Source organism: Janthinobacterium sp. SUN120 (assembly GCF_030397735.1).
Lineage (GTDB): Bacteria > Pseudomonadota > Gammaproteobacteria > Burkholderiales > Burkholderiaceae_D > Janthinobacterium > Janthinobacterium kumbetense.
The window spans coordinates 1,892,493-1,914,433 of sequence record NZ_JAPUBW010000001.1 but is presented as its reverse complement, the minus strand read 5'-3'; the positions used below and the strand labels follow the sequence as shown (position 1 = coordinate 1,914,433).

Genomic DNA, 21,941 nt, shown 5'->3' with positions numbered 1-21,941 from the left:
GAACAATGATTTCTCCTGCCTTCGCAACTATCCTTGCCAGCGGCCGCGCCCAGTTCAACGGCCGCGCAGCGGAAGCGCGCCGGCGCTTTCCCGCGCTCGACATGGCCGCCTTCGGCGCCTTCTTGCACGATGGCGTTGATCCGCTGGTGGTGGCCGTGGCCGCCGCCGCGCCCGAGCGCGTGGGCGGCGTCACTTTGGCCGCCTACGACATGGCCCTGGAGCTGGTGGGCCATGGCCTGGCCGGTCCGGCCGCGAAAAATCCCTTCCTCAATACCGTCTGGCGCGAGCTGGCGCCATCGTTTGCGCCGCTGCTGGCGACGGCCCCCGTCGACGTGCTGGGCATGCTGAGCAACGCCGCCATCCACATTTCCTCCGTGGCGGGCGCGCGGCCCGCGCAATGGCAGGCCGGGATGGCTGCCGTGGCGCCGCAAGTCGGCAGCGTCGCACAGCTGCGCGCCGTGGGACAGGTGCTGGCCTGGCGCGCCGGCGTCGCGCATTTCCGCCAGGGCGCGCTGGCCGCCGCCGATACCTTGCCGCATGCGCTGGCGCTGGCCGCCTTTGGCGAACCGGGCGCGCAATGGCCGCAGGTGCATGCGCAGCTCATGGCTAATCCGTGGCGCGGCAATGCCGAAGGCAGGGAGTTCGGCAGCTTCAGTGGCCTGGGTGGCGATTTCGGCGCGCCGCCGCAAGTGCGCGCCACGCCGGACGGCTTTGGCTTCGCTGTGCGCAGCGCCGAGCGCCATTATTTGCTGGTGGCCGACGCCTATGGCGCCGTGCTGCACAGCGCCACGGCGCAGGAGTTTGAGTTGGCGCAAACCGGCGTGCCGGCGTCCGTGCGCCTCGATGGAGCCACCGTTCACGTCGGCGCGCGCAGTATCGCGCTCGACCTGCCGGCCGGTGACATCGCGCTGGCCGCGAATGCGCATACGCTGGCCATCACGTCACCGTGGACGCACGCCATCCGCCTGCTGCCGCTCGCATGAAGAACGATGCCGACACCGTCCTGATCGACCGCTGGCGCGCCGCCTGGCCCGAGGCCCTGGCCGTGTGGAGCAAGTTTACGCGCCTGCGCGACCCCAGCCTGTGCGCCAGCCGCGTCGAAGCCGGCAAGCAGGGCTTGTCCGGCAGCTTCGCCATGATCCGCTTGCTGGACCAGAGCGTGGTGGTGGACTTGCCGCTGGTGACGGAACTGGGACTGGACGACTATGCGCTGGAAATCCTCGCCCATGAAATCGGCCACCACATCCTCGCACCGGGCAGCGCCAGCGACCAGTTCCGCCTGCTGGCGCGCATGCGCCGCGCCTTGCCGACCTTGGAGCAGCACGCGCCCATGGTGGCCAACCTGTACACGGACCTGTTCATCAACGACCGCCTGCAGCGCCAGGCGAATCTGCGCATGGCAGACATCTACCGCAAGCTGCAGCAGGGGCGCACGGTGCAAGCTGATGGCAAGGGCAGCGGCGGCGTATGGACACTGTACATGCGTATCTATGAAAACCTGTGGCAGCTGGAAAAGGGCGAGCTGGGCGGCGGCCACGCTGACGAGCGCCTGGACACGGACGCCTGGCTGGGTGCGCGCCTCATTCGCGTGTATGCGAACGACTGGATGCTGGCGGCGGGCCGCTTCGCCACCTTGCTGCTGCCCTACCTGGTGGAAGATACGGATGCCCTCGGTGACATTGACCCCAGCCGCTACCTGCAGGACACGCGCGACGCGGCACGCGGCTGCCAGACGTATGGCGCGCAGCAGATCGAGGATGACGAAGAGGACGGCGCCATCCATCCCGTGCACGACAAGCGCATCTCGGGCCTCGATGGCGAGGAACCGCAAGCCGAGGCGCCGCCCGGGAACGGCGGCGGCCAGCTGCGCGAACCGTTTGAGTTGGGCGACATTCTGAAGGCCTCGGGCGTGGACCTGAGCGACCATGAAATCGCCATCCGCTACTACCGCGAGCGGGCTTTGCCGCACCTGGTGGCATTTCCCAGCCGCCCGGCGCCCGAGTCGCAGGAGCCGCAGATGGAAGGTCTGGAGCCTTGGGAAATCGGCGATCCCCTGGAAGACATCGACTGGCTGCAGTCCGTGATGCAGTCGCCGCGCCCCGTGCCGGGCGTGACCACCGTGCGCCGCGTGTATGGCCGCGAACCGGCGCGCGCCACCGACGCCGTGCCCGTCGACCTGGACATGTACGTGGACAGTTCCGGCTCCATGCCGAACCCGCAGGCGCACACTTCGTTCCTGACACTGGCCGGCGCCGTCATCGCCTTGTCCGCCCTGCGCGCCGGCGCGAAAGTGCAGGTGACTCTGTGGAGCGGCAAGAACGAAGTGATGCTAACGCCAGGTTTCGTGCGCGATGAAGACATGATCCTCGGCGTGCTGACGGAATTTTTTGGCGGCGGCACCTGTTTCCCCATCCACCGCCTGCGCCAGACCTATGCGGCCAAACGCGAACGGCCCGCGCACATCCTGATGATTTCCGACGATGGCATCACCACCATGTTCGACAAGGATGAACTGGGCAACAGCGGCTGGGATATCTCGGCGAAAGCGCTGTCGCAGGGCGGCGCGGGCGGCACCATGGCCCTGAACCTGGCGCGCGACTGGGATGGCGCGGCCAGCCACCAGTGGCTGCAGCAGACCTATGACGATTTGAAACGCGCGCGCCGCGAGCAGGGCTGGGATATCCACGCCGTGGAGCGCTACGAGGACTTGCTGGACTTTGCGCGGGCGTTCAGCCGGCGCCACTATATACAATCATGACATGCAGATTCCCGGACCCCACCTCGAAAGATTAACCCACCGCCTGGCCGACACGCCCGTCGAATTCCTCGCCGAGCCCCGTATCGCCGGCGTCGCCAATGCGCAGGCCGTGGCGGTGGCCGCGCTGGTCAACGACGTTTTGCTGCTGCATGGCGCGCGCGCGCCGGCCGCGTCCTTGCAGGGGTTCATCGGCGCGCAAGTGAAGGCGGACCGCAACCGGCTGGCGCTGGCCATGATCCTGTGCTGGCTGCTGGCCGACGAGTGGTTCGTGGCGCAGCAGTTGCCGCAGCCAGCCTTGCTGCAGGTACTGGGCGAGGCGGCGCGTGAACTGGCCGCCGCCACGCCGGCCCACCAGTTCACGCAAGACCCCGAGCGACGCGAGGAACTGGCGCGCATCGTGCTGGCGCGCCTGGGGTTCCGGCCCCGCGACGAAAGCGTGGCGCAGGCCACGGACAGATTGTCCGCCATCAGCGGCACGGAGCGCCGCCGCCTGCTTGAAGCGAGCCGCCTGGCCGAGCAGCGCGCGCGGGAAATCCGCGAGGCGCTGGCGAAGAAGGCGGCCGAGGAATCGGCCGACAAGTGGTCGCGCGAATGAGCGTGGACGTCAATCTGCCGGCTGGCGCCTGGGAAGCGGACCGCGACTACTGTCCCACCCTGACGCCGGCGGGCGCGCGGATGCTGGACAAACTGCGCAGCCATCCGGCGGCGCCCCGCTACCGCAACCGCAGCGGCAACAAGCTGCAGGCGGCGGAAGTGGCGGCCTTGCGCGCCTACGAGCAGGAAGTCATGCAGGCGGATATCGGCTGGAGCGCGGATGCGCCGCCGCCCTGGCTGGTGGATTTTCTCAGGACGGCCTACGCCACGGTGCCGCATTACCGCGCCTGCGGCTCGCCGCCCGCGCGCCTGGCGGACGTGGCGCCCATCAGCCGCGCCGAGCTGGCGCACGACATCGCCGCTTTCGTGCCCGACGATGCGGATCTGGCACGCATGATCAACTTCCAGACGACGGGCACCACGGGCCACCCGCTGCTGATCGCTTCGCACCCGCTGGTGGCGGGGCGCTATCTGGCCTACCACAAGCGCGCGCTGCGCCACTTCGGCGTGACCCTGCGCCATGGCGCGGGGCAGGTGGGCGTGATGCTGCTGGGGCACCAGCGCCGCTGCTTCACCTATGTCTCCGTCACGCCGACGATGAACGAGTCCGGCCTGGCGAAGATCAACCTGCACCCGGACGATTGGCACCACCCGGACGACCGCGCGCGCTACCTGGACGCCATGGCGCCCGAGCTGATCGCGGGCGACCCCATCTCGTTTGCCGAACTCCTGACCTTGCCCATGGCGCACAAGCCGGCCGCGCTGATGTCCGTGTCGATGATGCTGTTGCCGGGCATGCGCGCGCGCCTGGAAGCGCGTTTCGCTTGTCCCGTGCTCGACATCTATTCGCTCAATGAAGTGGGACCAGTGGCCGTCTATGACGAACGGGCGGGCGGTCACGTGCTGCTGCAGCACCGGCTGTACGTGGAAATCATCGATAGCTGCGGCCAGCCCGTGGCCGATGGGGGGCGCGGCGAAATCACGGTGACGGGCGGCTTCAATTTCTGCCTGCCGCTCGTGCGCTACCGCACGGGCGATTACGCCTCGCTGGCGCATGGCCCGCACGGCCCCGTGCTGGTGGGGCTGGCCGGCCGCAGCCCCCTGCGCTACAGGACGATGACGGGCGAGTGGATCAATAATATCGACATCACGCACGCTTTGAAACCGCTGGCCATCGCCTTGTTCGGCGTGCACCAGCATGGCGACGGCGCCATTGCGCTGCGCCTGGCGCCGAGCGCCATGCCGCAGGCTGACTGGGCGCGCGCCTTGCTCGCGCCTTTTTTCGGCGTTATCACGGTCGAGACCCTGCTGGCGGAAGACAAGATCATTCAATACACCTCGGATTTGCAGGAAGCAGTGGCATGAACCTTTATAAACGCGGCCTCGTGGTCGGCAAATTTTGCCCACTGCACCAGGGCCACGAACTGTTGATCAAGCGTGCGCAAGACGCCTGCGAAGAACTGCTGGTGGTCAGCTACACCAGGCCCGAATTTCCCGGCTATGAGCCGGCGCGCCGGGAACGGTGGCTGCGGGCGCAATTCCCGCAAGCGCACATCGTGGTGCTGGACGATGCGCGCCTGGCGGCCCTGTGCACCGCGCGCGGCGTGCCTGCCCGCCATCTGCCGCACAACGACGACGATGGCGAGCTGCATCGCCACTTCATGGGCTGGCTGTGCTGGACGGTGCTGGCGCTGCCCGTCGATGCCGTGTTCACCAGCGAAGACTATGGCCCCGGCTTTGCCCAGGTGCTGGAACGGCATTATGCCGGCCGGCCGGTGGCGCACGTGAGCGTGGACCAGGCGAGAACTGCGGTGCCCGTGTCCGGCACCAGGGTGCGGCAAGACCCGCATGCGCACAGCGCCTTCCTGTCGCCGATTGTGCGCGCCGATCTTGTCACGCGCGTGTGCGTGCTCGGTGGCGAATCGAGCGGCAAGACCACCTTGGCGCAGGCGCTGGCGGCGCATTTCGAGACGGCCTGGGTGGCCGAATATGGCCGCGAACTGTGGGAAAGCCAGGATGGTATATTGAACTATGACGATTTGCTGAAAATCGGCCGGGAACAGCTGCGCCGCGAAGCGCACGCGCTATTGGCCGCGCGGCGCTGGCTGTTTTGCGACACCTCGCCCATGACGACGTATTTCTACTGCGTCGAGATGTTCGGCAAGGCCGAGCCGGAGCTGGCGCAACTGGCCGAGCACGGCTACGACCTGGTGCTGCTGTGCGCACCCGACTTTCCCTTCATCCAGGACGGCACGCGCCGCGACGAGGATTTCCGCGCGCGCCAGCATGCGTGGTACCAGGCGGAGCTGGCGCGGCGGGGGATCGCCTTTGTCGATGTGTCAGGTTCGGTGGACGAGAGGGTCAGGCAGGTGGCGCAAGTGCTGGCGGCGCGAATGCCGTGCTGACCGCCGCCAGTATCTCGTCCGAAAACGCGGCATCGTCGACGGCGCGCGCCAGCGCCACGGCGCCCACCATGGCCGACAGCATGACGATGGCTTCCTGCCGGGGGTTGCGTTTTTTCTGCCACGGAAAATGCGTGGTCAGCTTGCCGATGATGGATTTCAGGTGGAAGGTGAAGGCGGGCAGCACTGCCGGCTGCTTGCGCGCGTCGCCGGCCAGCGCCGCCAGCAAGCACCCGTTGCCCGGCGCATCGCGGTGGGCCGCGCTCACGTAATCGCGCACGTACTGGCGCATGGCTTCCGGACTGATGGTTGCTGCATCGAGCGCCGCGCGCGAGTGCTCCGAGCCGTGCAGCGTGCTTTCCGCCATCAGCGCTTCCTTCGAGGCAAAGTGGTTGTAGAAGGGGCCATGCGTGAGTCCTGTCGCCTTCATGATCTGTCCCACGCTGACGCCGTCAAAGCCCTGTTCACGGAACAGCCGCGCCGCTTCCTGCAGGATGCGCTGGTGTTTTTCTGCCGTTTCGGCCGCTGGGTATCGCATGGTGTTCTCCCGATCATTAAATAATTTCTGTTGACATCATACATTACGTACGTCATGCTTGCGACACTAAGCATGATGATCGTCATGTTTAGTGTCGCGCCAAAGCATGATGGCTATCATGTTTGATGCGTCCTGCTGAAAGCCATTCATTCGAATTTATCAATTGCAAAGGAACCATCATGAGTACAGTCAATACACCGGGCACGGCCCTCGTCACTGGCGCGTCGTCGGGCCTGGGCGCCGTATATGCGGACCGCCTGGCCAGCCGAGGCTTCGATCTGATCCTGGTGGCGCGCCGGGTTGAACGCCTGGATGTGCTGGCCAGGTCGCTGGCGGAAAAGTATGGCGTGTCCGTGCGCGCCATGGCGGCGGACTTGTCCGCACCGGCCGACCTGCAGCGCGTGGCCGATGAACTGGCCAGCAATCCGGCCATCACCATGCTGGTCAATAATGCGGGCGCCTCGACCCTGGCGCCCGTCGTCGATACGCCGAAAGCGGGCATCGCCACCATGGACAAGGTCAACGTGACGGCCGTGGCGGAGCTGAGCTATGCCGTGCTGCCGCAGTTCAAGCAGCGCAACAGCGGCACCATCATCAATATCGGCTCCGTGCTGTCCTTCCACATCTTGCCCGTCAGCACGATCTATAGCGCCACCAAGGGCTATGTGATGAATTTCACGCGCGGCTTGCAGCAGGAGCTGGCCGGCACGGGCATTGTGGTGCAGCTGGTGCTGCCCGCATCGACGGCGACGGAAATCTGGGAATTGAGCGGCGTGCCGCTGGCGCAGCTGGACCAGGCCACCATCATGCGCGCCGAAGACTGTGTCGATGCGGCGCTGGCGGGCCTGGACCAGGGCGAACTGGTGACCTTGCCTTCCGTCGAAGACCAGGCCTTGTGGGAGCAGTTTGACTCTGCCCGCCTGGCCCTGTTCGCAGGCGCGATGCGCGGCAAGCCGGCATCGCGCTATGGTATCGCGGGCTGATACACGCGAGAGAGTAAGCTACAGCGGCCGCACGGGGATGCAGATGTCGCAAGAGAATTCGCCGGTGGCCGGGTCCAGCGCCGTGGCCGCGGAAAAGCGCTCGAAGCACGGGCGCTCATCCCACTGCAGGCCGCTGGCCGGCAGCCATTCGCGCGTCATGTGCGTCCACGTTTCGGCAATGGCGCTGGACGGCCCCTTGAATTGCGCCACCGCATAGCGCCCGCCCGGCAGGGTGGTGATGCTGGCCCGGCCGCCCGACTGGAATGCATCGGGCACGGCGACGCAGGCGTCGTAGCGGCATTTGTCTGGCGGCGTGATGCTGGGATCGTCATGGCCGATGCCGTAGCACGTCGCGTCGTCCAGGCCGTGCGATTGCATCCATGGCGCGACAGTGTCGCGCCAGAAGGCGCCGATGGCGGGGCCGTAGGGGCCGATATGGCGCTGGCACGCCACGGTGGCGGGCGGCAGGTCGAGGATGGTGACTTGCATGGGACTCTCTCTATGAAGTGGATTGGAGTGCCCATGGTGCTGGAAGTTCGGCCCGTTTTCCTGACCGGGATTGCGCATGGCCTGATCCGGATTGCTATCTTGCCGGCGCAGGCGCATGGCTGCGAGCATGGCAGCGTTTTTTGCGGCGACGCCGGCGCGCCAGGCCGTCGGCGTGCAGCCGAATTTCAGCTTGAAGGCGCGCGCGAACGCTTCGCCGGAGCCGAAGCCCGTCGCCAGCGCGATGTCCAGTATCGCTTCGCCGGGGCGGCAGGCCAGCCGCAGGGCGGCCGTTTCCAGGCGCCGGCGGCGCGCATAGTCGCCCAGCGTCTCGCCCATCCAGGCGGCGAACACGCGGTGAAAGTGGAAGCGTGAAAAATGCGCGACGTCGGCCAGCTGCGCCAGCTCCAGCGGCGTGTCCAGGTGGCGGTCGATATGGTCAAGCACGGCATTCATGCGCCGCGCGTATTCGGCGCGGAAATGGCCGGATGTCGGCTGCTCAGGGGGAGTAGGAGGGGAAGACATGCCGCCGATTATGGCATGAAGTCCCCTCCGGGCGGCGTGGAAAAGAGGCTTACGCCGCGTTCAATGCCTGCTCCAGGTCTTCGCGCAAGTCGTCGATATGCTCGATGCCCACGGACAGGCGCAGCATGTCTTCGGACACGCCCGCCTTGGCCAGTTCTTCCGGATTGAGCTGGCGGTGCGTGGTGGAGGCCGGGTGGGTGGCCAGCGACTTGGCGTCGCCGATGTTGACCAGGCGCGTGAACAGCTGCAGGGCGTCGAGCACGCGGGCGCCTGCCGCGCGCGGATCTTCGCCTGCGGCCAGCTTCAGGCCGAAGGACAGGATGCCCGAGGCGCGGCCGTGCATGTATTTTTTCACCAGCGCGTGGTCCGGGTGGTCTTCCAGGCCGGCGTAGTTGACCCACGCGACTTTCGGATGCTGTTTCAAGTGCCTGGCCAGGGCCAGCGTGTTGTCGCAGATGCGGTCCATGCGCAGGGCCAGGGTCTCGATGCCCTGGATCAGCTGGAAGGCGGAGAGTGGCGAAATGGCCGCGCCCATATTGCGCAGCGGGACGACGCGCGCGCGGCCGATGAAGGCGGCGGGGCCGAACGCTTCCGTGTAGACGACGCCGTGATACGACACGTCCGGTTCGTTCAGGCGCTTGAAGCGCTCCTTGTGTTCGGCCCATGGGAATTTGCCGCTGTCGACGATGGCACCGCCCACGGTGGTGCCGTGGCCGCCCAGGTATTTGGTCAGCGAATGGACGATGATGTCGGCGCCATGCTCGATGGGGCGGAACAGGTAGGGGCTGGGCACCGTGTTATCGACGATCAGCGGGATGCCGTGCGCATGCGCGATTTCGGCCAGCTTCGCCACATCCGTCACGTTGCCCAGCGGGTTTCCGATCGATTCGCAGAAGATGGCCTTGGTGCGCGCATCGATCAGCGCGGCGAAGGTCTCGGGCTGGCGCGCGTCGGCGAAGCGCACTTCGATGCCGATTTGCGGGAGGGTGTGGGCAAACAGGTTGTAGGTGCCGCCATACAGCTGGCTGGCGGAGATGAAATTGTCGCCCGCTTCGGCGATGGTCTGGATCGCGTAGGTGATGGCCGCCATGCCCGACGCCACGGCCAATGCCGCCACGCCGCCTTCCAGCGCCGCGACCCGCTTTTCCAGCACGTCCTGCGTGGGGTTCATGATGCGCGTGTAGATATTCCCGGCGACTTTCAGGTCGAACAGGTCGGCGCCATGCTGCGCATTGTCGAAGGCGTAGGCCACCGTCTGGTAGATGGGGACGGCGGCGGCCTTGGTGGTCGGGTCGGGGGTGTAGCCGGCGTGCACGGCCAGGGTTTCGATTCTCATGTGGTCTCCGGTTCGAATGGTCTGCAATGGTGAAATCCGCAGCCATTGTGCCATGCGCCCGTTACCAAGTTATCACGCTTGATAGAATTTTAAGTCATAAGCTAGTGCCGTCTTGATATAAGTCATTCAGCTCTGCCTTGCCGATAAACCGTTCATGCGTGCCATGCTGGGCGCAGGCAAACGCGCCGCCGATGGCGCCGCGGCGCATGGCTTCGTCCAGGCCCGCGCCGCCCAGCCAGGCGTGCAGGAAGGCGGCCACGAACGAGTCGCCTGCGCCATTCGTGTCCACCACGGGCAAGTTCAGACCTGCCGCCGGAGTATGGCGCACGGTCTCGCTGCCCCGTTCCAGCAGGTAGGCGCCGTGCGCGCCCGCCATGGCGATCACGGCCTGCGCGCGGCCTTCCGCGACAATCGCGCGCATGACGGACTCCGTGCGCTCGCCCAGCGCCGCCGTGCTGAGGAAGACCAGGTCGGCGCGCAGCGCAAAGACCTTGTGGTGCGGATTGACGCCATCCCAGTCGTGCAAATCGGTCGACACGGTGGTGCCGCACGTTTGCGCATCGTCAAACAGCGCGGCCACCCAGCCCATGATGGAAAAGTGCGCGTGGCGCGCCGGGCCCAGGTAGGGCAGATAGAAGGCGGCGGGCATGCGCACGTCTTCCGGGTGGCGGCCGTCGTACAGCGACATCCTGCGCCCTTGCGGGTCGACCAGGTTGACGCTGCGCCGCGTGCCCGACGGTTCGACGATGTGCGAGAAATCGAGTCTGGCATCCTTATAGCGCTGCAGGATGGCCGCGCCTTGCGCATCGTCGCCGATGAAGTCGATGAACTTGCAGCGCAGTCCCAGCGCGTGGCAACCGAGCGCCACGCCATTGCCCGTGTGCGCCACGTAGTCGCGGATGGGCGGCACGTGCAGCGAATCGGCGACGGGCAATTGCAGGTCGGGGACGCGCACGATAGTGTCGATGCCGGCGCCGCCGACCACTAAAATGTCATAGCTACTCATGGTGCTGCCTTTTCTAACAGGACGGTGCCGGCCGCATTCACGGCGACGGCGCCATTGCTGACGGTGTAAGTGTGATTGGTGTAGGCGTCGCGCAGCAGGGCGCCATCGGCGAAGACGCCGTGCACCTGCAGTTCGAGCGCGCCTTGCGCTTCGGGCACGGCGATGACGGCGTCGCCATCCATCACGCGGGCGAACGCGTACGGCTTGTCGTCGATGAAGCGGTGTTCGCCGCGCGCCAGCACAGGGTGGCGCAGGCGGAACTGGCCCAGCTTGCGCGCATGCGCCAGGGTGGCCGCATCCATCGAGCTCCAGTTCATGTCGGAGCGGGTGGCCTGCTGTTCGTCGCCGATGGGCGCCGCGCCAGGCTGGCGCGCGCTTTCATCGCCATAGAACAGCTGCACGCCACCCGGCGCCAGCAGCAGGGCGGACAAGCCATGTTTCAGCCGGTCGCGCGGGAACAGGCTGGTGTCGTGCGACGAGATATACGACAGGATGTCGTAGCGGGGTGCATTGCCGATGCGCTTGCCCAGCAAAGTCGCGTACTGGCGGTACACGCCATCGATGCTTTTCCAGTCGCCGCTCGCGCGATTCTGGAAGTCGAAATTGATCATCGAGTCGAAGCCCGCGTCATGCCAGCTGCTGCGCTCGGGGCCATGGCCCCACGCTTCGCCCGTCATCCAGAACGGTGCGTCGTCGATTTTTTGCTGCGGGTGGCGGGTTTTCCAATCCTTGAGGGCATCGGTGGCTGCCGCGCGCAGGGCCAGCCAGCTGGCCGGCTCCACGTGCTTGACGGTGTCGGCCCTGAAACCGTCGACGCCGAATTCGCGCACCCAGTCGGCCAGCCAGTGGACAAGGTAAGTGCGGACAGTCGCATCGGGCAGGGCCACGGCGCGCGTATCGCTTTTACGCTGCAGGATGGGCGGCAAGCCCACGACCTTGGCGCTTTCCGTGCGGAAGTCGGGCAGATACGCCAACTGCATGGTGAAATCGTCCTTGCCGCCGTCGGGATAGCCGGGCAAGCCGGCGCGTACCCAGTCCGGCCCCCACCATTGTGCGAAATCAAAGTTGTTGTAGTCGATGTAGCTATGATAGTCGCGCAGGGTGGCTTTTTCGTGGCCCGGCCACAGCACGGGCACTTTATATTCGGACAGGGTGCGCAAGTCCGCGTAACCCGGGTGGTTCAGCACCACGTCGAACAGCACGCGGATGCCTTGCGCGTGGGCTATATCGATCATCTCGCGCAATTCCTCGCGCGTGCCCATGTTGGCGTCCATGGTGGTGTAGTCGAGCGCCCAGTAGCCGTGGTAGGCGTAATGCTGGAATTGCTGCTTGCCGCCCACCACCCAGCCGTGGATCTGCTCGTACGGCGCCGTGATCCACAGGGCGTTGACGCCCAGTTCCTTGAAGTAGCCAGCTTTGAGCTGCTGCGTGAGGCCGGCGATGTCGCCGCCGTGAAAGGTGCCGACGTCGCCGCCTTGCGGGTCGGCGGCGCGGCCATAACTGTGGTCGTTGCCGGGATTGCCGTTGGCGAAACGGTCCGTCACGGCGAAGTAGACGATGGGGTTGTCAGCGAAGCTGAAGCTCCCTGCCTGCGCCGAAGCGCTGAGTAACAGGGCGGCCAGCGCAGTCAGGGAGCGTCGCATGGTCAGCCTTTCACGCCGCCAGCCGTCAGGCCGGAGATCATCCATTTTTGCGCCAGCAGGAACACGGCCGTGATGGGCAAGCCGGACAAAATGGCGGCCGCGGCGAAGTCGCCCCACAAGTATTTTTGTTCGTACAGGAACAGTTTCGAGCCGACGGCCAGGGTCAGGTTGTTCTGTTCATGCAGCAGCACGGAAGCGATCGGGTATTCGATGATGGCGCCGATGAACGACAACAGGAACACCACCATCAGGATGGGCACCGTCATCGGCAGCAGCACGTAGACAAACGCCTGCCATTGCGTGGCGCCGTCGACCTTGGCCGCTTCCTCGATTTCGATGGGGATGGTTTGATAGTAGCCCTTGATGGTCCAGATATGCAGGGCGATGCCGCCCGTGTAGGCCAGCACCAGGCTGCCGTGGTGGTCGATGCCCAGCCACGACACGTAGCTGCCCAGCACATCGAAGATGGCGTAGATGGCTACCAGGGCCAGCACGGCGGGGAACATCTGCAGCAGCATCAGCGCGGACAGGGTTTGCGACTTGAAGCGGAACTGCATGCGCGCGAACGCGTACGCGCAGGTGGTCGACAGCAGCACGGTGACGGTGGCGCTCATGCTGGCCACCTTGATGGAATTCCAAAGCCACAGCAGTACGGGGAAGTCCGGCTCGACCAGGGTGCCGTTGGGCGCCTGGTAAGACATGCCCAGCGCCAGGCGCCAGTGTTCGAAGCTGATCTCGGGCGGTATCAAACTGCCCGAGGCGAAATTGCCAGGGCGCAATGAGATCGACAAGATCATCAGGAAGGGAAACATCACCAGCGCGATCAGCGCGATCACGGCGACGTGGGCCGCCAGGATGCGCCAGCGGTTGGAACGGTCGACAACGATAGCCATGGTCGGTCCTTTATGCTTTGTTCATGCGCGTCAGGCGCATGTTGACCAGCGAAATCGCGGCCACGAGGAAGAAGATCAGCGTCGAGATGGCGGCGGCCAGGCCAAAGTTCTGGCCGGAATCCTCGAACGCGATGCGGTAGGTGTAGGACACGAGCAAGTCCGTCGTGCCGGCCGGTAACGTCGTGTCGAGGAAATCGGGACGTCCGCCCGTCAACAAGCTGATCAGCACGAAATTATTGAAATTGAAACCCAGGCTGGCCACCATCAGCGGCGTCAGCGGTTTGATGATCAGGGGCAACGTTATTTTGAAGAAATTCGTCAGCGGTCCCGCGCCGGCCAGGGCCGACGCTTCGTACAGGTCCGACGGGATCGCCTTGATCAAGCCCATGCACACCACCATCATGTAGGGGTAGCCGAGCCAGGTGTTGACGATCAAAATCATGGCCTTGGCCAGGGTGGTGTCGGAGAACCAGGCGGGCTTGATGCCGAACAAGGCGTCGAGCACGAGGTTGATTTCGCCGAAGTTATTGTTAAACAAACCTTTGAAGACCAGGATGGAAATGAAGCCCGGTACGGCGTACGGCAGGAACAGCAGGGTACGGTACAGGCCGCGGAAGCGCAGCGCATCCCAGTTCAAGAGCACGGCCAGCACCATGCCCAGGCCCGTCGTGGTGGCCACGCTGATCAGGGCGAAAACGATGGTCCACACGAAAATGCGCAGGAAGGGACCGCGGAACGCTTCGTCGGAGAAGATCTTCACGAAATTGGCGAAACCGACGTTGACCTTGAAGCCCGGTTCCAGCTTCGTGCCGTCCGGCATTTCATAAAAACCCGTCTTGAAGTTCGGTGTCACGAGTTCGCCCGTGGCGATTTTCTTGAGCGTTTTGTCCGGCAACTGCTTGTAGACATGCGCGACGGGGCCGAATTCGCGCAAGCCCACCATGCGCAGCTCGATCCTGTTCGGCAAGATCAATGTGAGCAACTTCAGATCCTTTTGCAAGGCGATGATGTCCTTGATGGGCAGCGGCGGGGCCAGCACGGGCGCCTGCACGGGGTCGAGCGGCGTCACTTCCACGTTCAGGGGCACGGCGCGCTTGAGGGCCAGCGGCTGCGTCAGCAGCACTTCGCCTGTGTCCGGGCTTTCCAGGCGCAAGCGGTATTCCTTGTTGTCGGCATGCACGGTCATGGCATAGCCGGCGCTTTCCACGCGCTGCGTCTCGTCCAGCAGGTATTGCGTGGCGCGCTCATAGGTGAGCAGGTTGCGCGAACTGAAATTGGTAAAGCCGATCGACACCGTGTACACCATCGGCAGCAGCACGAAGACGATGACCGCCGTAATGCCGGGAAACAGATAGCGGTAGGCATAGGCGCGCGGCGACGTGAAGACAAACGTCGTCAGGGTCAGCAAGCCGAGGAAAACGGCGGCCAGCATGGTCTGGCCGGAAATGTACAACATGAAGAGCAGATACAGACCCAGCGCCATGCTGATGGTCAATACCGTAGGGCCGATAAACTTGCGCACGATGGGATACCTGTGAAGATGGAGTGATACGAGATGGCGCAGGTCGGATCAGGCCCGAAGGCCCGTGATCCGGCCTGCGCCAGGCAGTACGATATGCTTAATTCGCCGTCGTAATCCGCTTCGCCGCCGCATCCAGGCCATCCTTGGTCGTCTGGCGGCCTTGCGTGATGTTTTCCAGCGCCGATTGCATCGACGACCAGAAGCGGCCCATTTCCGGGTTGTTCGGCATCGGACGGCCCGCTTGCGCGCTTTCCATCGTCGCCTGGATGTTCGGATTGGCTTTCAATTCCGCGAACAGCACCTTGTTGGCTGGCGTGCCCAGCGGGACGTCGGCGTTGATGGTTTTCAGGCCATTGATCTGCAGCATCTGGTTTTCCAGGAATTCCGTGGCCAGGTCCTTGTTCGGGCTGGCTTTCGAAATCATCGCGCCCAGCACGCCCACGAACGGGGTGGCCGTCTTGCCTGCGACGGTAGGGATCGTTGCCACGCCGAAATTGATCTTCGACTTGCGCGCATTGTCCCACGACCATGGGCCGTTGATCATCATGGCGATCTTGCCCTGGTTGAAACCGGCTTCCATCTCGGCATAGCCGGCGCCCTTCGGCATGGCGCCGCTGTTGATCAGGGTCATCAGCGCATTCACGCCGGCCTGCGAACCGGCATTGTTCACGCCCGTTTTCGCCGCATCGTAGCGGCCGTCGGACTTGACTTCAAACGGGAAGCCGCCGCCCGCGCCCAGCAAAGGCCACGTGAAATAGGTATTCGTGTAATCCCAAAGGATGGCTTTCTTGCCTTGCGCGGACAATTTCTTGTCCAGCGCGGCGATTTCTTCGAAGGTTTTTGGCGGGGTCGGCACCAGGTCCTTGTTGTAGACGAGGGCGACGGCTTCGATGGAGATCGGGTAGCCCCAGGTCTTGCCGCCCACGGTGAAGGCGTTCCACGCCAGCGGCAGGATGGCGGCGCGCGCTTCCTTGCTTGGCGTCAATGGTTGCAGCAAGCCGGCGTCGATCCAGGTGCCGATGCGGTCATGCGGCCAGATCCAGATGTCCGGGCCCTTGCCGGCGGCGGCCGCTTGCTGGAATTTGTTCGGCGCATCTTCCGGGTGCTCGACGACGACCTTGATGCCCGTCTTCTTGGTGAATTCCTCGCCGACCTTGGCCAGGCCCTTGTAGCCTTTGTCGCCGTTGATCCAGATCAAGAGGGTGCCTGCTTCGGCCGCGTTCGCCATGCTGACGGCGGCCAGGTTGCCGATGCCGGCCAGGGCGGCGGCGATCAGGGTGGTTTTGATGAAGCTGCGTTTCGGGTGCGTGAAGGACATGTCAATCTCCAGTATCTTTTTTTATGCTAAGTTTATGTTGAATATCAAGGCTGAAACGATGCAACCAGGCCAGGCGGCGCCTGTAGCGCCTGGCCCTTAAATCCGGAATCAGGTACGCGTCTGGCCATGCTCGTCGAACACGTGGACGCGGGCGGGCGCCACCTGCAGCGCCACGGATTGGCCAATGGCCCAGTCCGTTTCCGCATCGGCGCGCACCACCAGCGGCTCGTCGCCGCCCGGTACCTGCACATACAGATAGCTGACGTCGCCCAGTTTTTCCACCGCTTGCACGGTGGCCGTGAGGGCGGCGGTGGAGCCAGGTGCGCACGCCTGCACGTGCTCGGGGCGCGCGCCGACGGTGACGGGGGTGCCGCTGGCCAATGGCTGCGTCAACACGGCTTGCAGCATGCCGCCCGCGTTGGTGGCGATGGTGGCCACGCCGTCCGCATAGCTGTGGATCTTGCCTTTGAGGAAATTCATGCGGGGCGAACCGAGGAAGCCGGCCACGAACAGGTTGGCGGGGTGGTGGTACAGCTCCAGCGGGGCGCCCACTTGCTCGATGCGGCCCGCGTTGAGCACGACGATGCGGTCGGCCAGGGTCATCGCCTCGACCTGGTCATGCGTGACGTAAATCATGGTCGAGCGCAATTCGCGGTGCAGATTCGCCAGTTCGATGCGCATCTGCACGCGCAGCGAGGCGTCCAGGTTGGACAGCGGTTCGTCGAACAGGAAGACGTCGGGCTTGCGCACGATGGCGCGGCCGATGGCCACGCGCTGGCGCTGGCCGCCCGACAAGTCTTTTGGTTTGCGTTCCAGCAAAGGTTCGATGCGCAGGATTTGCGCGGCGCGCTGCACGGCGTCGGCGATCTGCACCTTGTTCATGCCGGCCAGTTTCAGGCCGAAGGCCATGTTTTGCGCCACGCTCATGTGCGGGTACAGGGCGTAGCTCTGGAATACCATGGCGATGCCGCGCTTGGCGGGCGGCACGTCGTTCATGCGGGTCTTGCCAATATACAAGTCGCCGCCGCTGATTTCTTCCAGGCCGCAGATGCTGCGCAGCAAGGTGGATTTGCCGCAACCCGACGGGCCCACGAAGACCATGAATTCGCCGTCGGCGATCTCCAGGTCGATGCCGTGCAGGGTTTGCACGTCGCCATATGCCTTCTTCAGGCCTGTTAACTTCAGTCCAGCCATGTCTGTCGTCCTCAATCTCACTGAATGTGCCTGGCCAAATCTACTGCGCGTCGAACTTGCGGCTGGCGATGCTCACTGTGCATTCGCACAGATGCGCTTCTCAGCCACAACTTTCATCCGCTCGCTACGATTTTGCCAAGCACTGATACTCTGTTGTTCGTCCCCGCTGATGCGCGGGGCTCGTTATTGTAATTGGCGGCATGGCCGCCAAAGCCTGCGATTTACGCCAAGGTGCCGAACCAGCCACCATGCGCAGGCAAGCTGATCTGTTGGCCATCTTTGTTTCCCGGCAAGCCATGACCGGCCAGGTCGGCCGCCGGCGCCGCGTCAGGCCAGGCAAACGTGACGGCTTGCGTGCCCAGGTTGAAGGCGGCCAGCACGGGCGCTTGGCCTGGCAAGTCGCGGCGCAGGGCCAGCACGGGTTCCGGCGCATCGAAGAAGACTATGTCGCCGCGCAACAATTGCGGCAGGGTGCGGCGCCAGGCGAGGATATTCTGCGCAAACTGCAGCGGCGAGGCGCTATCGCGCTCTTCCACGTCGACGGCGCGCGCCAAATGCTCGGGCGGCACGGGCAGCCAGGGTTTTGCCGTGCTGAAACCGCCGTGCGGCGCATCGGCCACCCATGGCATCGGCGTGCGGCAGCCGTCGCGGCCCTTGAACTGGGGCCAGAACGGGATGCCGTACGGGTCTTGCAGCGCCTCGAAAGGAATATCCGCTTCCGTCAGGGCCAGCTCGTCGCCCTGGTACAGGCACGGCGTGCCTTTCAGCGCCGCCTGCACGGCCAGCACCACCTTGGCCAGCGATGGCGACGGGTTTTCGCCGCCCCAGCGCGTCATGACGCGCACGCTGTCGTGGTTGCCCACGGACCAGGACGCCCAGCCGTCGGCCACTTGCGCCTCGAACTCTTCGACCTGTGTGCGGATGTGCGCGGCCGAAAACTCCGCCGTCAGCAAATTGAAACTGTAGGCCATGTGCAGCTTGTCGGCGCCCGTATAGGCAGCCATGGTGGCCAGCGCATTGTCGTCGCCCACTTCGCCGATGGAAATGGCTTGATATTCGTCAAGTATGGCGCGCACGCGCTGCAAATAAGCGATGTTTTCCGGCTGCGTCTTGTCGTACACGTGCGCCTGCATGCCGTACGGGTTGATGGCGGACACGCTGCTCGCATCGCGCTGGGCGGCGGGGGGATTGTCGCGCAGCAATTGGTCGTGATACGGGAAGTTGCAGGAATCGAAGCGGAAGCCATCGACGCCGCGTTCCAGCCAGAAACGCAGGTTGTCCAGCTGCGCCTGCTGCACGGCCGGGTTATGGAAGTTCAGGTCGGGCTGGCTGGCGAGGAAATCGTGCAGGTAATACTGGCCGCGGCGCGGCTCCCATTGCCAGGCGGAACCGCCGAACACGGACAGCCAGTTATTCGGCGCCGTGCCATCCGGTTTCTGGTCGGCCCACACATACCAGTCGGCCTTGGCATTGTCGCGGCTGGAGCGGCTTTCCACGAACCACGGGTGGTTGTCGGACGAGTGCGACAGCACCTGGTCGATCATCACTTTCAAGCCCAGTTCATGGGCGCGCGCCACCAGGCGGTCGAAATCGGCCAGGGTGCCAAACATGGGGTCGACGTCGCAGAAGTCGGCCACGTCGTAGCCGAAGTCCTTCATCGGCGACGTGAAGAAGGGGGAAATCCACACGATGTCGGCGCCCAGGGCGGCGATGTAATCGAGCTTGGAAGTAATGCCAGGCAAGTCGCCGATGCCGTCGCCATTGCTGTCGAGGAAGCTGCGTGGATAAACCTGGTAGATGACGGCGCTGCGCCACCAGTCGGCGGGCAGATGGGCGAGATTGTTCTGGATGGTCGGCATGAATGATTTCTTAAAAGTTGCCTGTAGCCTTGGCTATCAGGGCGGCGCTGCTGGTTGGTAGGCGAACGTCTTATTTTAAAATTCAAAGCGCTTTGGGTATGAAATGAGTATAGTTCAAAGCGCTTTGAAAAGTAAAGCGATACACGCGCCAGACATACGATTTTTTTATGAGGGTGATTCAGGAAGGCGAGACAGCCGCGCCGGCCAGGCGGCCGGCGGCATGGGGGCAGCGGAAAACGTCTAAGTAATCCTCAGGAAATTATTGTGAATTACTTAGTGCGGCACGGGGCCGGCCGACTCGCCCGGCAACAGTTCGCACGGCCACAGTTCCTGCAGGTCGGTGACGGGCGTGCCATCCATCAGGGCCAGCAGCATGTGGATCATCTTCGCGCCGGCGCCGCGCGGGTCGGGCTGGACGACGGTGGTGACGTTGTGGCCGGCCAGGGAATCTTCCATCACGCCCCAGACGATCAGCGACATGTCGCGGCCGATGGCGATGCCCGCGTCGAGCAGGGCGCGCACGGCGCCCACGCCCGACATGTGGTTGTCGACGATGACGGCCGTGGGGCGCGGCGAGCGGGCCAGCAGGCGCTGCATGGCCTGGTAGCCGGCGCGGCGGTCGTGCGCGTTGTCGACCAGGTTGTCGGGGTCGACGGCGAGGCCGCCCGCCTGCATGGCGTGCTGGAAACTCTCGACGCGCTGGCGCACGAAGTTCAGGTCCGGCGTGGCGCTGATCAGGCCGATGCGCTGGTGGCCCAGCTGCGCCAGGCGCTCGACGGCCAGGCGCATGCCCGCCTCGTTGTCGTAGTCGAACCACGCGTGCGGCTGGTTCAGCTGGGTGCGGCCATGCGCGACAAACGGCATGCCCTGCTGCGCCAGGTAGGCGATGCGCTCGTCGAACGGCTTCGTGCGGCCGACAACGAGGCCATCGATGCGGCGGCCCTTGACCATGCGTTCATAGGTGTGGAATTCGTTGGTGGCCGAGGCGGGCGCGATCATCATGTCCATCTGCTGCGCTTCCAGCGCTTCCGACATGCCGCCCACGATGTCGATGAACATGGGGTCGGCCAGGTCGTTCGGCATCAGCGGGTAGATGATGCCGACGATATTCGTGCGTCCCACGGCCAGGCTGCGCGCCATGGGATTGGGGCGGTAGCCGGCCGCCTGCGCGGCGGCCAGCACCCGCTCGCGCGTGCGTTCGCTCACTTCCGGATAGCCATTCAAGGCGCGGCTGACGGTGGTTTCGGATATTCCTAGCGTTTTGGCGAGATTTTTGAGGTTCATGGATGCTGCGGTTGGGGTCTATCCAGGGTGGGTCGGGAGCGGTGCCGTGCGATGACGGGTAGTTTATCTGATAAATGCCGGATTGATCAGGGTCATGACAAGCGGCGGCGGCGCCCAAAAAAATACGCGGGCAAACCCAGGGGCGCCCGCGCTAAAAGAGGATACTGCTGAATCACTACATTGAAGCTGCCGGCCATCGCGTGCAGCGGCGAAATGGTGGGTCCGGGTACTGCTTGCCCCTGGATAAGCGGGCGGTGTTGCTGCCACCGGCAAGCGTCCGGGGACGCTTGCCAACGTACTAGCGGCCTGCGATTACCACCAGCTTTCCACTTGGAAACCGACGGAGCTGCCGTTGGTCTTGCCACCGAACACGCCCGTCGACGACAGCGCCGATTCCGCGGCGGCGGCCGACTGGGCTGCCTTGTTCCATTTGGCGTAGGTGTAGAAAGCGCGCAGCACGGGACGGGACCAGAAGCTGTTGCCGGCCGACAGTTGCGGCGCGAAGGTCAGCTTGGTCAGGTTGCGGCTTTCGCCGCCTTCCGGCTTGACGATGTCATGGCCCAGTTCCACGGCCAGGCTGTAGTTGTCCGTGAAGTGGTAGACGGGACGCGCGCCGATCGACGTCCACTTGCTGCTCACGCCTGCCGATTCCTTGTCTTCGTAGACGAAGGTGCCCATGCCCGACCAGGCGCCTTTGGGCTGGATCATGATCTGTTCCGTCAGGCGCACGACCTTGTCATCCTTGTTGGCGCCCAGGCTGAAGCCGCCCGTGTTGGCGGCGCTGCCCTTGCCGTACTGCAATGCCACCTTGTTGAAGCCGCCCAACAGATTGCCTTGCGTATGCATGATGGTCAGCAAGTGGCCGCTGGCGATGGGGGCCGCGCCTTGCGCATTGCGTTTCTGGTTGAATTGCAGGCCCAGGGTCAGTTCGCCATCCGGGTTGACCTTGATGCCGGAGAAACGCAAGTCGTGGGACAGGCCCATGCGCTTGCTGTCGCCGTCATCGGCCGTGCGCACGACGGCGTAGGCCAGCTTGGCGGCGCCCAGGTCGATGTTTTCCAGGCCGGCGCCAGGGCCGCTGTTATTCCAGAAGTAGTAATCGGTGATGTGCACGTCCTGGCGGTCGTAGTAGCGCTTGCCGACCCAGGCGCGCGCTTCGGCGAAGGCGCCCGTGCCGATCTTGTCGGCGACGACGTTCATTTCGCGCCACGACGGGTCAGATTGCTCCCAGTCCTGGTTCTGGTTGACGGAGAACGCCACCAGGGTATTGATGCGGAAGGTGGTGCCGTTGGCTGCCTTGAAGGCTTCGCCGCCGAATTTCAGCTCGCCGTAGGTTTCGCACTCATTGCCCAGACGATACTTGGACGAGGCGCCGGCCAGGCCGAAACACGCTTCCTTGCCGCCTTCGCTGCTGGTGCCGAAGCCCGAGCGGATGTAGCCGCCGAAATCGATCGGCAGGGCGGCCTGGGCGGCCGAAGCGCTCAAGGCCAACGCCACGGCGGCAGGCAAAGTTTTCAAGAAGTGTTTGTTCATTGCGTCTCCAGTGTTTTTATAGGTGTGGGATCGGTGCGCATAACTTCGCACATCCAAAGCGCTTTAG

Annotated in this window: 18 protein-coding genes; 6 read left to right on the top strand and 12 right to left on the bottom strand. The window is 64.5% G+C overall.

Annotated features, from left to right (window positions below):
• The first annotated feature begins 5 nt into the window (after positions 1-5).
• Genes O0879_RS08430 through O0879_RS08410 form a run of 5 tightly spaced genes read left to right on the top strand, consistent with a single transcriptional unit; the run spans position 6 to position 5,757 of the window.
• Positions 6-983: a hypothetical protein gene (locus tag O0879_RS08430; RefSeq protein WP_289915910.1), complete on the top strand. Its 978-nt coding sequence runs from the start codon at positions 6-8 to the stop codon at positions 981-983.
• Positions 980-2,758 (top strand): VWA domain-containing protein, encoded by a 1,779-nt coding sequence (locus tag O0879_RS08425; protein WP_289915909.1) that lies wholly within the window; start codon positions 980-982, stop codon positions 2,756-2,758. Before O0879_RS08430 ends, O0879_RS08425 begins: the two co-directional genes overlap by 4 nt.
• 1 nt (position 2,759) lies before the next feature.
• Positions 2,760-3,353 (top strand): hypothetical protein, encoded by a 594-nt coding sequence (locus tag O0879_RS08420; protein ID WP_289915907.1) that lies wholly within the window; start codon positions 2,760-2,762, stop codon positions 3,351-3,353.
• Between the two features lie 2 nt (positions 3,354-3,355).
• A complete protein-coding gene (locus tag O0879_RS08415) occupies positions 3,356-4,717 on the top strand; it encodes a capsule biosynthesis protein CapK (protein WP_289915905.1) in 1,362 nt (453 codons plus the stop codon).
• Positions 4,714-5,757, top strand: a complete 1,044-nt coding sequence (locus O0879_RS08410; RefSeq protein WP_289915904.1) for an AAA family ATPase — start codon at positions 4,714-4,716, stop codon at positions 5,755-5,757. The genes O0879_RS08415 and O0879_RS08410 overlap by 4 nt, the downstream gene beginning before the upstream one ends.
• On the opposite strand, the gene O0879_RS08405 is transcribed toward O0879_RS08410, so the two are convergent.
• Positions 5,714-6,292, bottom strand: coding sequence for a TetR/AcrR family transcriptional regulator (locus O0879_RS08405; protein WP_077402457.1), 579 nt, complete (start codon positions 6,290-6,292; stop codon positions 5,714-5,716). The two genes, O0879_RS08410 and O0879_RS08405, sit on opposite strands and share 44 nt — an antisense overlap.
• A 179-nt stretch (positions 6,293-6,471) precedes the next feature.
• On the opposite strand from O0879_RS08405, the gene O0879_RS08400 reads away from it, so the two are divergent.
• Complete coding sequence (locus O0879_RS08400) at positions 6,472-7,275, top strand: SDR family oxidoreductase (protein ID WP_289915901.1); 804 nt, start codon at positions 6,472-6,474, stop codon at positions 7,273-7,275.
• A gap of 18 nt (positions 7,276-7,293) precedes the next feature.
• Here the strand turns inward: O0879_RS08400 and O0879_RS08395 are convergent, their stop codons facing one another.
• From O0879_RS08395 to O0879_RS08345, 11 genes are all read right to left on the bottom strand, one after another.
• A complete protein-coding gene (locus O0879_RS08395) occupies positions 7,294-8,286 on the bottom strand; it encodes a GyrI-like domain-containing protein (protein WP_289915899.1) in 993 nt (330 codons plus the stop codon).
• Positions 8,287-8,335: 49 nt separating this feature from the next.
• Entirely contained in the window at positions 8,336-9,622 is a 1,287-nt protein-coding gene (locus O0879_RS08390) for an aminotransferase class I/II-fold pyridoxal phosphate-dependent enzyme (RefSeq protein WP_289915898.1), read from the bottom strand.
• A 94-nt stretch (positions 9,623-9,716) separates the two neighbouring features.
• Positions 9,717-10,628, bottom strand: coding sequence for a PfkB family carbohydrate kinase (locus O0879_RS08385; protein WP_289915897.1), 912 nt, complete (start codon positions 10,626-10,628; stop codon positions 9,717-9,719).
• Positions 10,625-12,271 carry an alpha-amylase family glycosyl hydrolase gene (locus O0879_RS08380; RefSeq protein ID WP_289915895.1) on the bottom strand — a complete coding sequence of 549 codons (1,647 nt, stop codon included), beginning with the start codon at positions 12,269-12,271 and terminating at the stop codon, positions 10,625-10,627. The genes O0879_RS08385 and O0879_RS08380 overlap by 4 nt, the downstream gene beginning before the upstream one ends.
• 2 nt (positions 12,272-12,273) lie before the next feature.
• Positions 12,274-13,164 carry a maltose ABC transporter permease MalG gene (gene malG / locus O0879_RS08375; protein ID WP_289915892.1) on the bottom strand — a complete coding sequence of 297 codons (891 nt, stop codon included), beginning with the start codon at positions 13,162-13,164 and terminating at the stop codon, positions 12,274-12,276.
• A 10-nt stretch (positions 13,165-13,174) separates the two neighbouring features.
• Entirely contained in the window at positions 13,175-14,686 is a 1,512-nt protein-coding gene (malF, locus tag O0879_RS08370; RefSeq protein WP_099664600.1) for a maltose ABC transporter permease MalF, read from the bottom strand.
• Between the two features lie 97 nt (positions 14,687-14,783).
• Entirely contained in the window at positions 14,784-16,004 is a 1,221-nt protein-coding gene (gene malE, locus O0879_RS08365) for a maltose/maltodextrin ABC transporter substrate-binding protein MalE (protein WP_077402478.1), read from the bottom strand.
• Between the two features lie 108 nt (positions 16,005-16,112).
• The gene (ugpC, locus tag O0879_RS08360) at positions 16,113-17,198 is read right to left on the bottom strand and encodes a sn-glycerol-3-phosphate ABC transporter ATP-binding protein UgpC (protein ID WP_289915889.1); all 1,086 of its coding nucleotides are present in this window, start codon (positions 17,196-17,198) and stop codon (positions 16,113-16,115) included.
• 221 nt (positions 17,199-17,419) lie between these two features.
• Complete coding sequence (locus O0879_RS08355; RefSeq protein ID WP_289915887.1) at positions 17,420-19,057, bottom strand: alpha-amylase family glycosyl hydrolase; 1,638 nt, start codon at positions 19,055-19,057, stop codon at positions 17,420-17,422.
• Positions 19,058-19,330: 273 nt separating this feature from the next.
• Positions 19,331-20,341 carry a substrate-binding domain-containing protein gene (locus tag O0879_RS08350; protein ID WP_251351137.1) on the bottom strand — a complete coding sequence of 337 codons (1,011 nt, stop codon included), beginning with the start codon at positions 20,339-20,341 and terminating at the stop codon, positions 19,331-19,333.
• Between the two features lie 312 nt (positions 20,342-20,653).
• Positions 20,654-21,874 (bottom strand): carbohydrate porin, encoded by a 1,221-nt coding sequence (locus O0879_RS08345; protein WP_099664596.1) that lies wholly within the window; start codon positions 21,872-21,874, stop codon positions 20,654-20,656.
• Between the last annotated feature and the right edge of the window lie 67 nt (positions 21,875-21,941).

What these genes read in the sequence shown, in the direction of transcription:
- O0879_RS08405 (WP_077402457.1), bottom strand. Translation starts at nt 6,292, where the DNA reads ATGCGATACCCAGCGGCCGAAACGGCAGAAAAACACCAGCGCATCCTG.
- O0879_RS08395 (WP_289915899.1), bottom strand. Translation starts at nt 8,286, where the DNA reads ATGTCTTCCCCTCCTACTCCCCCTGAGCAGCCGACATCCGGCCATTTC.
- ugpC (WP_289915889.1), bottom strand. Translation starts at nt 17,198, where the DNA reads ATGGCTGGACTGAAGTTAACAGGCCTGAAGAAGGCATATGGCGACGTG.
- O0879_RS08390 (WP_289915898.1), bottom strand. Translation starts at nt 9,622, where the DNA reads ATGAGAATCGAAACCCTGGCCGTGCACGCCGGCTACACCCCCGACCCG.
- O0879_RS08350 (WP_251351137.1), bottom strand. Translation starts at nt 20,341, where the DNA reads ATGAACCTCAAAAATCTCGCCAAAACGCTAGGAATATCCGAAACCACC.
- O0879_RS08380 (WP_289915895.1), bottom strand. Translation starts at nt 12,271, where the DNA reads ATGCGACGCTCCCTGACTGCGCTGGCCGCCCTGTTACTCAGCGCTTCG.
- O0879_RS08355 (WP_289915887.1), bottom strand. Translation starts at nt 19,057, where the DNA reads ATGCCGACCATCCAGAACAATCTCGCCCATCTGCCCGCCGACTGGTGG.
- O0879_RS08400 (WP_289915901.1), top strand. Translation starts at nt 6,472, where the DNA reads ATGAGTACAGTCAATACACCGGGCACGGCCCTCGTCACTGGCGCGTCG.
- malG (WP_289915892.1), bottom strand. Translation starts at nt 13,164, where the DNA reads ATGGCTATCGTTGTCGACCGTTCCAACCGCTGGCGCATCCTGGCGGCC.
- O0879_RS08420 (WP_289915907.1), top strand. Translation starts at nt 2,760, where the DNA reads ATGCAGATTCCCGGACCCCACCTCGAAAGATTAACCCACCGCCTGGCC.
- O0879_RS08345 (WP_099664596.1), bottom strand. Translation starts at nt 21,874, where the DNA reads ATGAACAAACACTTCTTGAAAACTTTGCCTGCCGCCGTGGCGTTGGCC.
- O0879_RS08385 (WP_289915897.1), bottom strand. Translation starts at nt 10,628, where the DNA reads ATGAGTAGCTATGACATTTTAGTGGTCGGCGGCGCCGGCATCGACACT.
- O0879_RS08410 (WP_289915904.1), top strand. Translation starts at nt 4,714, where the DNA reads ATGAACCTTTATAAACGCGGCCTCGTGGTCGGCAAATTTTGCCCACTG.
- O0879_RS08430 (WP_289915910.1), top strand. Translation starts at nt 6, where the DNA reads ATGATTTCTCCTGCCTTCGCAACTATCCTTGCCAGCGGCCGCGCCCAG.
- O0879_RS08425 (WP_289915909.1), top strand. Translation starts at nt 980, where the DNA reads ATGAAGAACGATGCCGACACCGTCCTGATCGACCGCTGGCGCGCCGCC.
- malE (WP_077402478.1), bottom strand. Translation starts at nt 16,004, where the DNA reads ATGTCCTTCACGCACCCGAAACGCAGCTTCATCAAAACCACCCTGATC.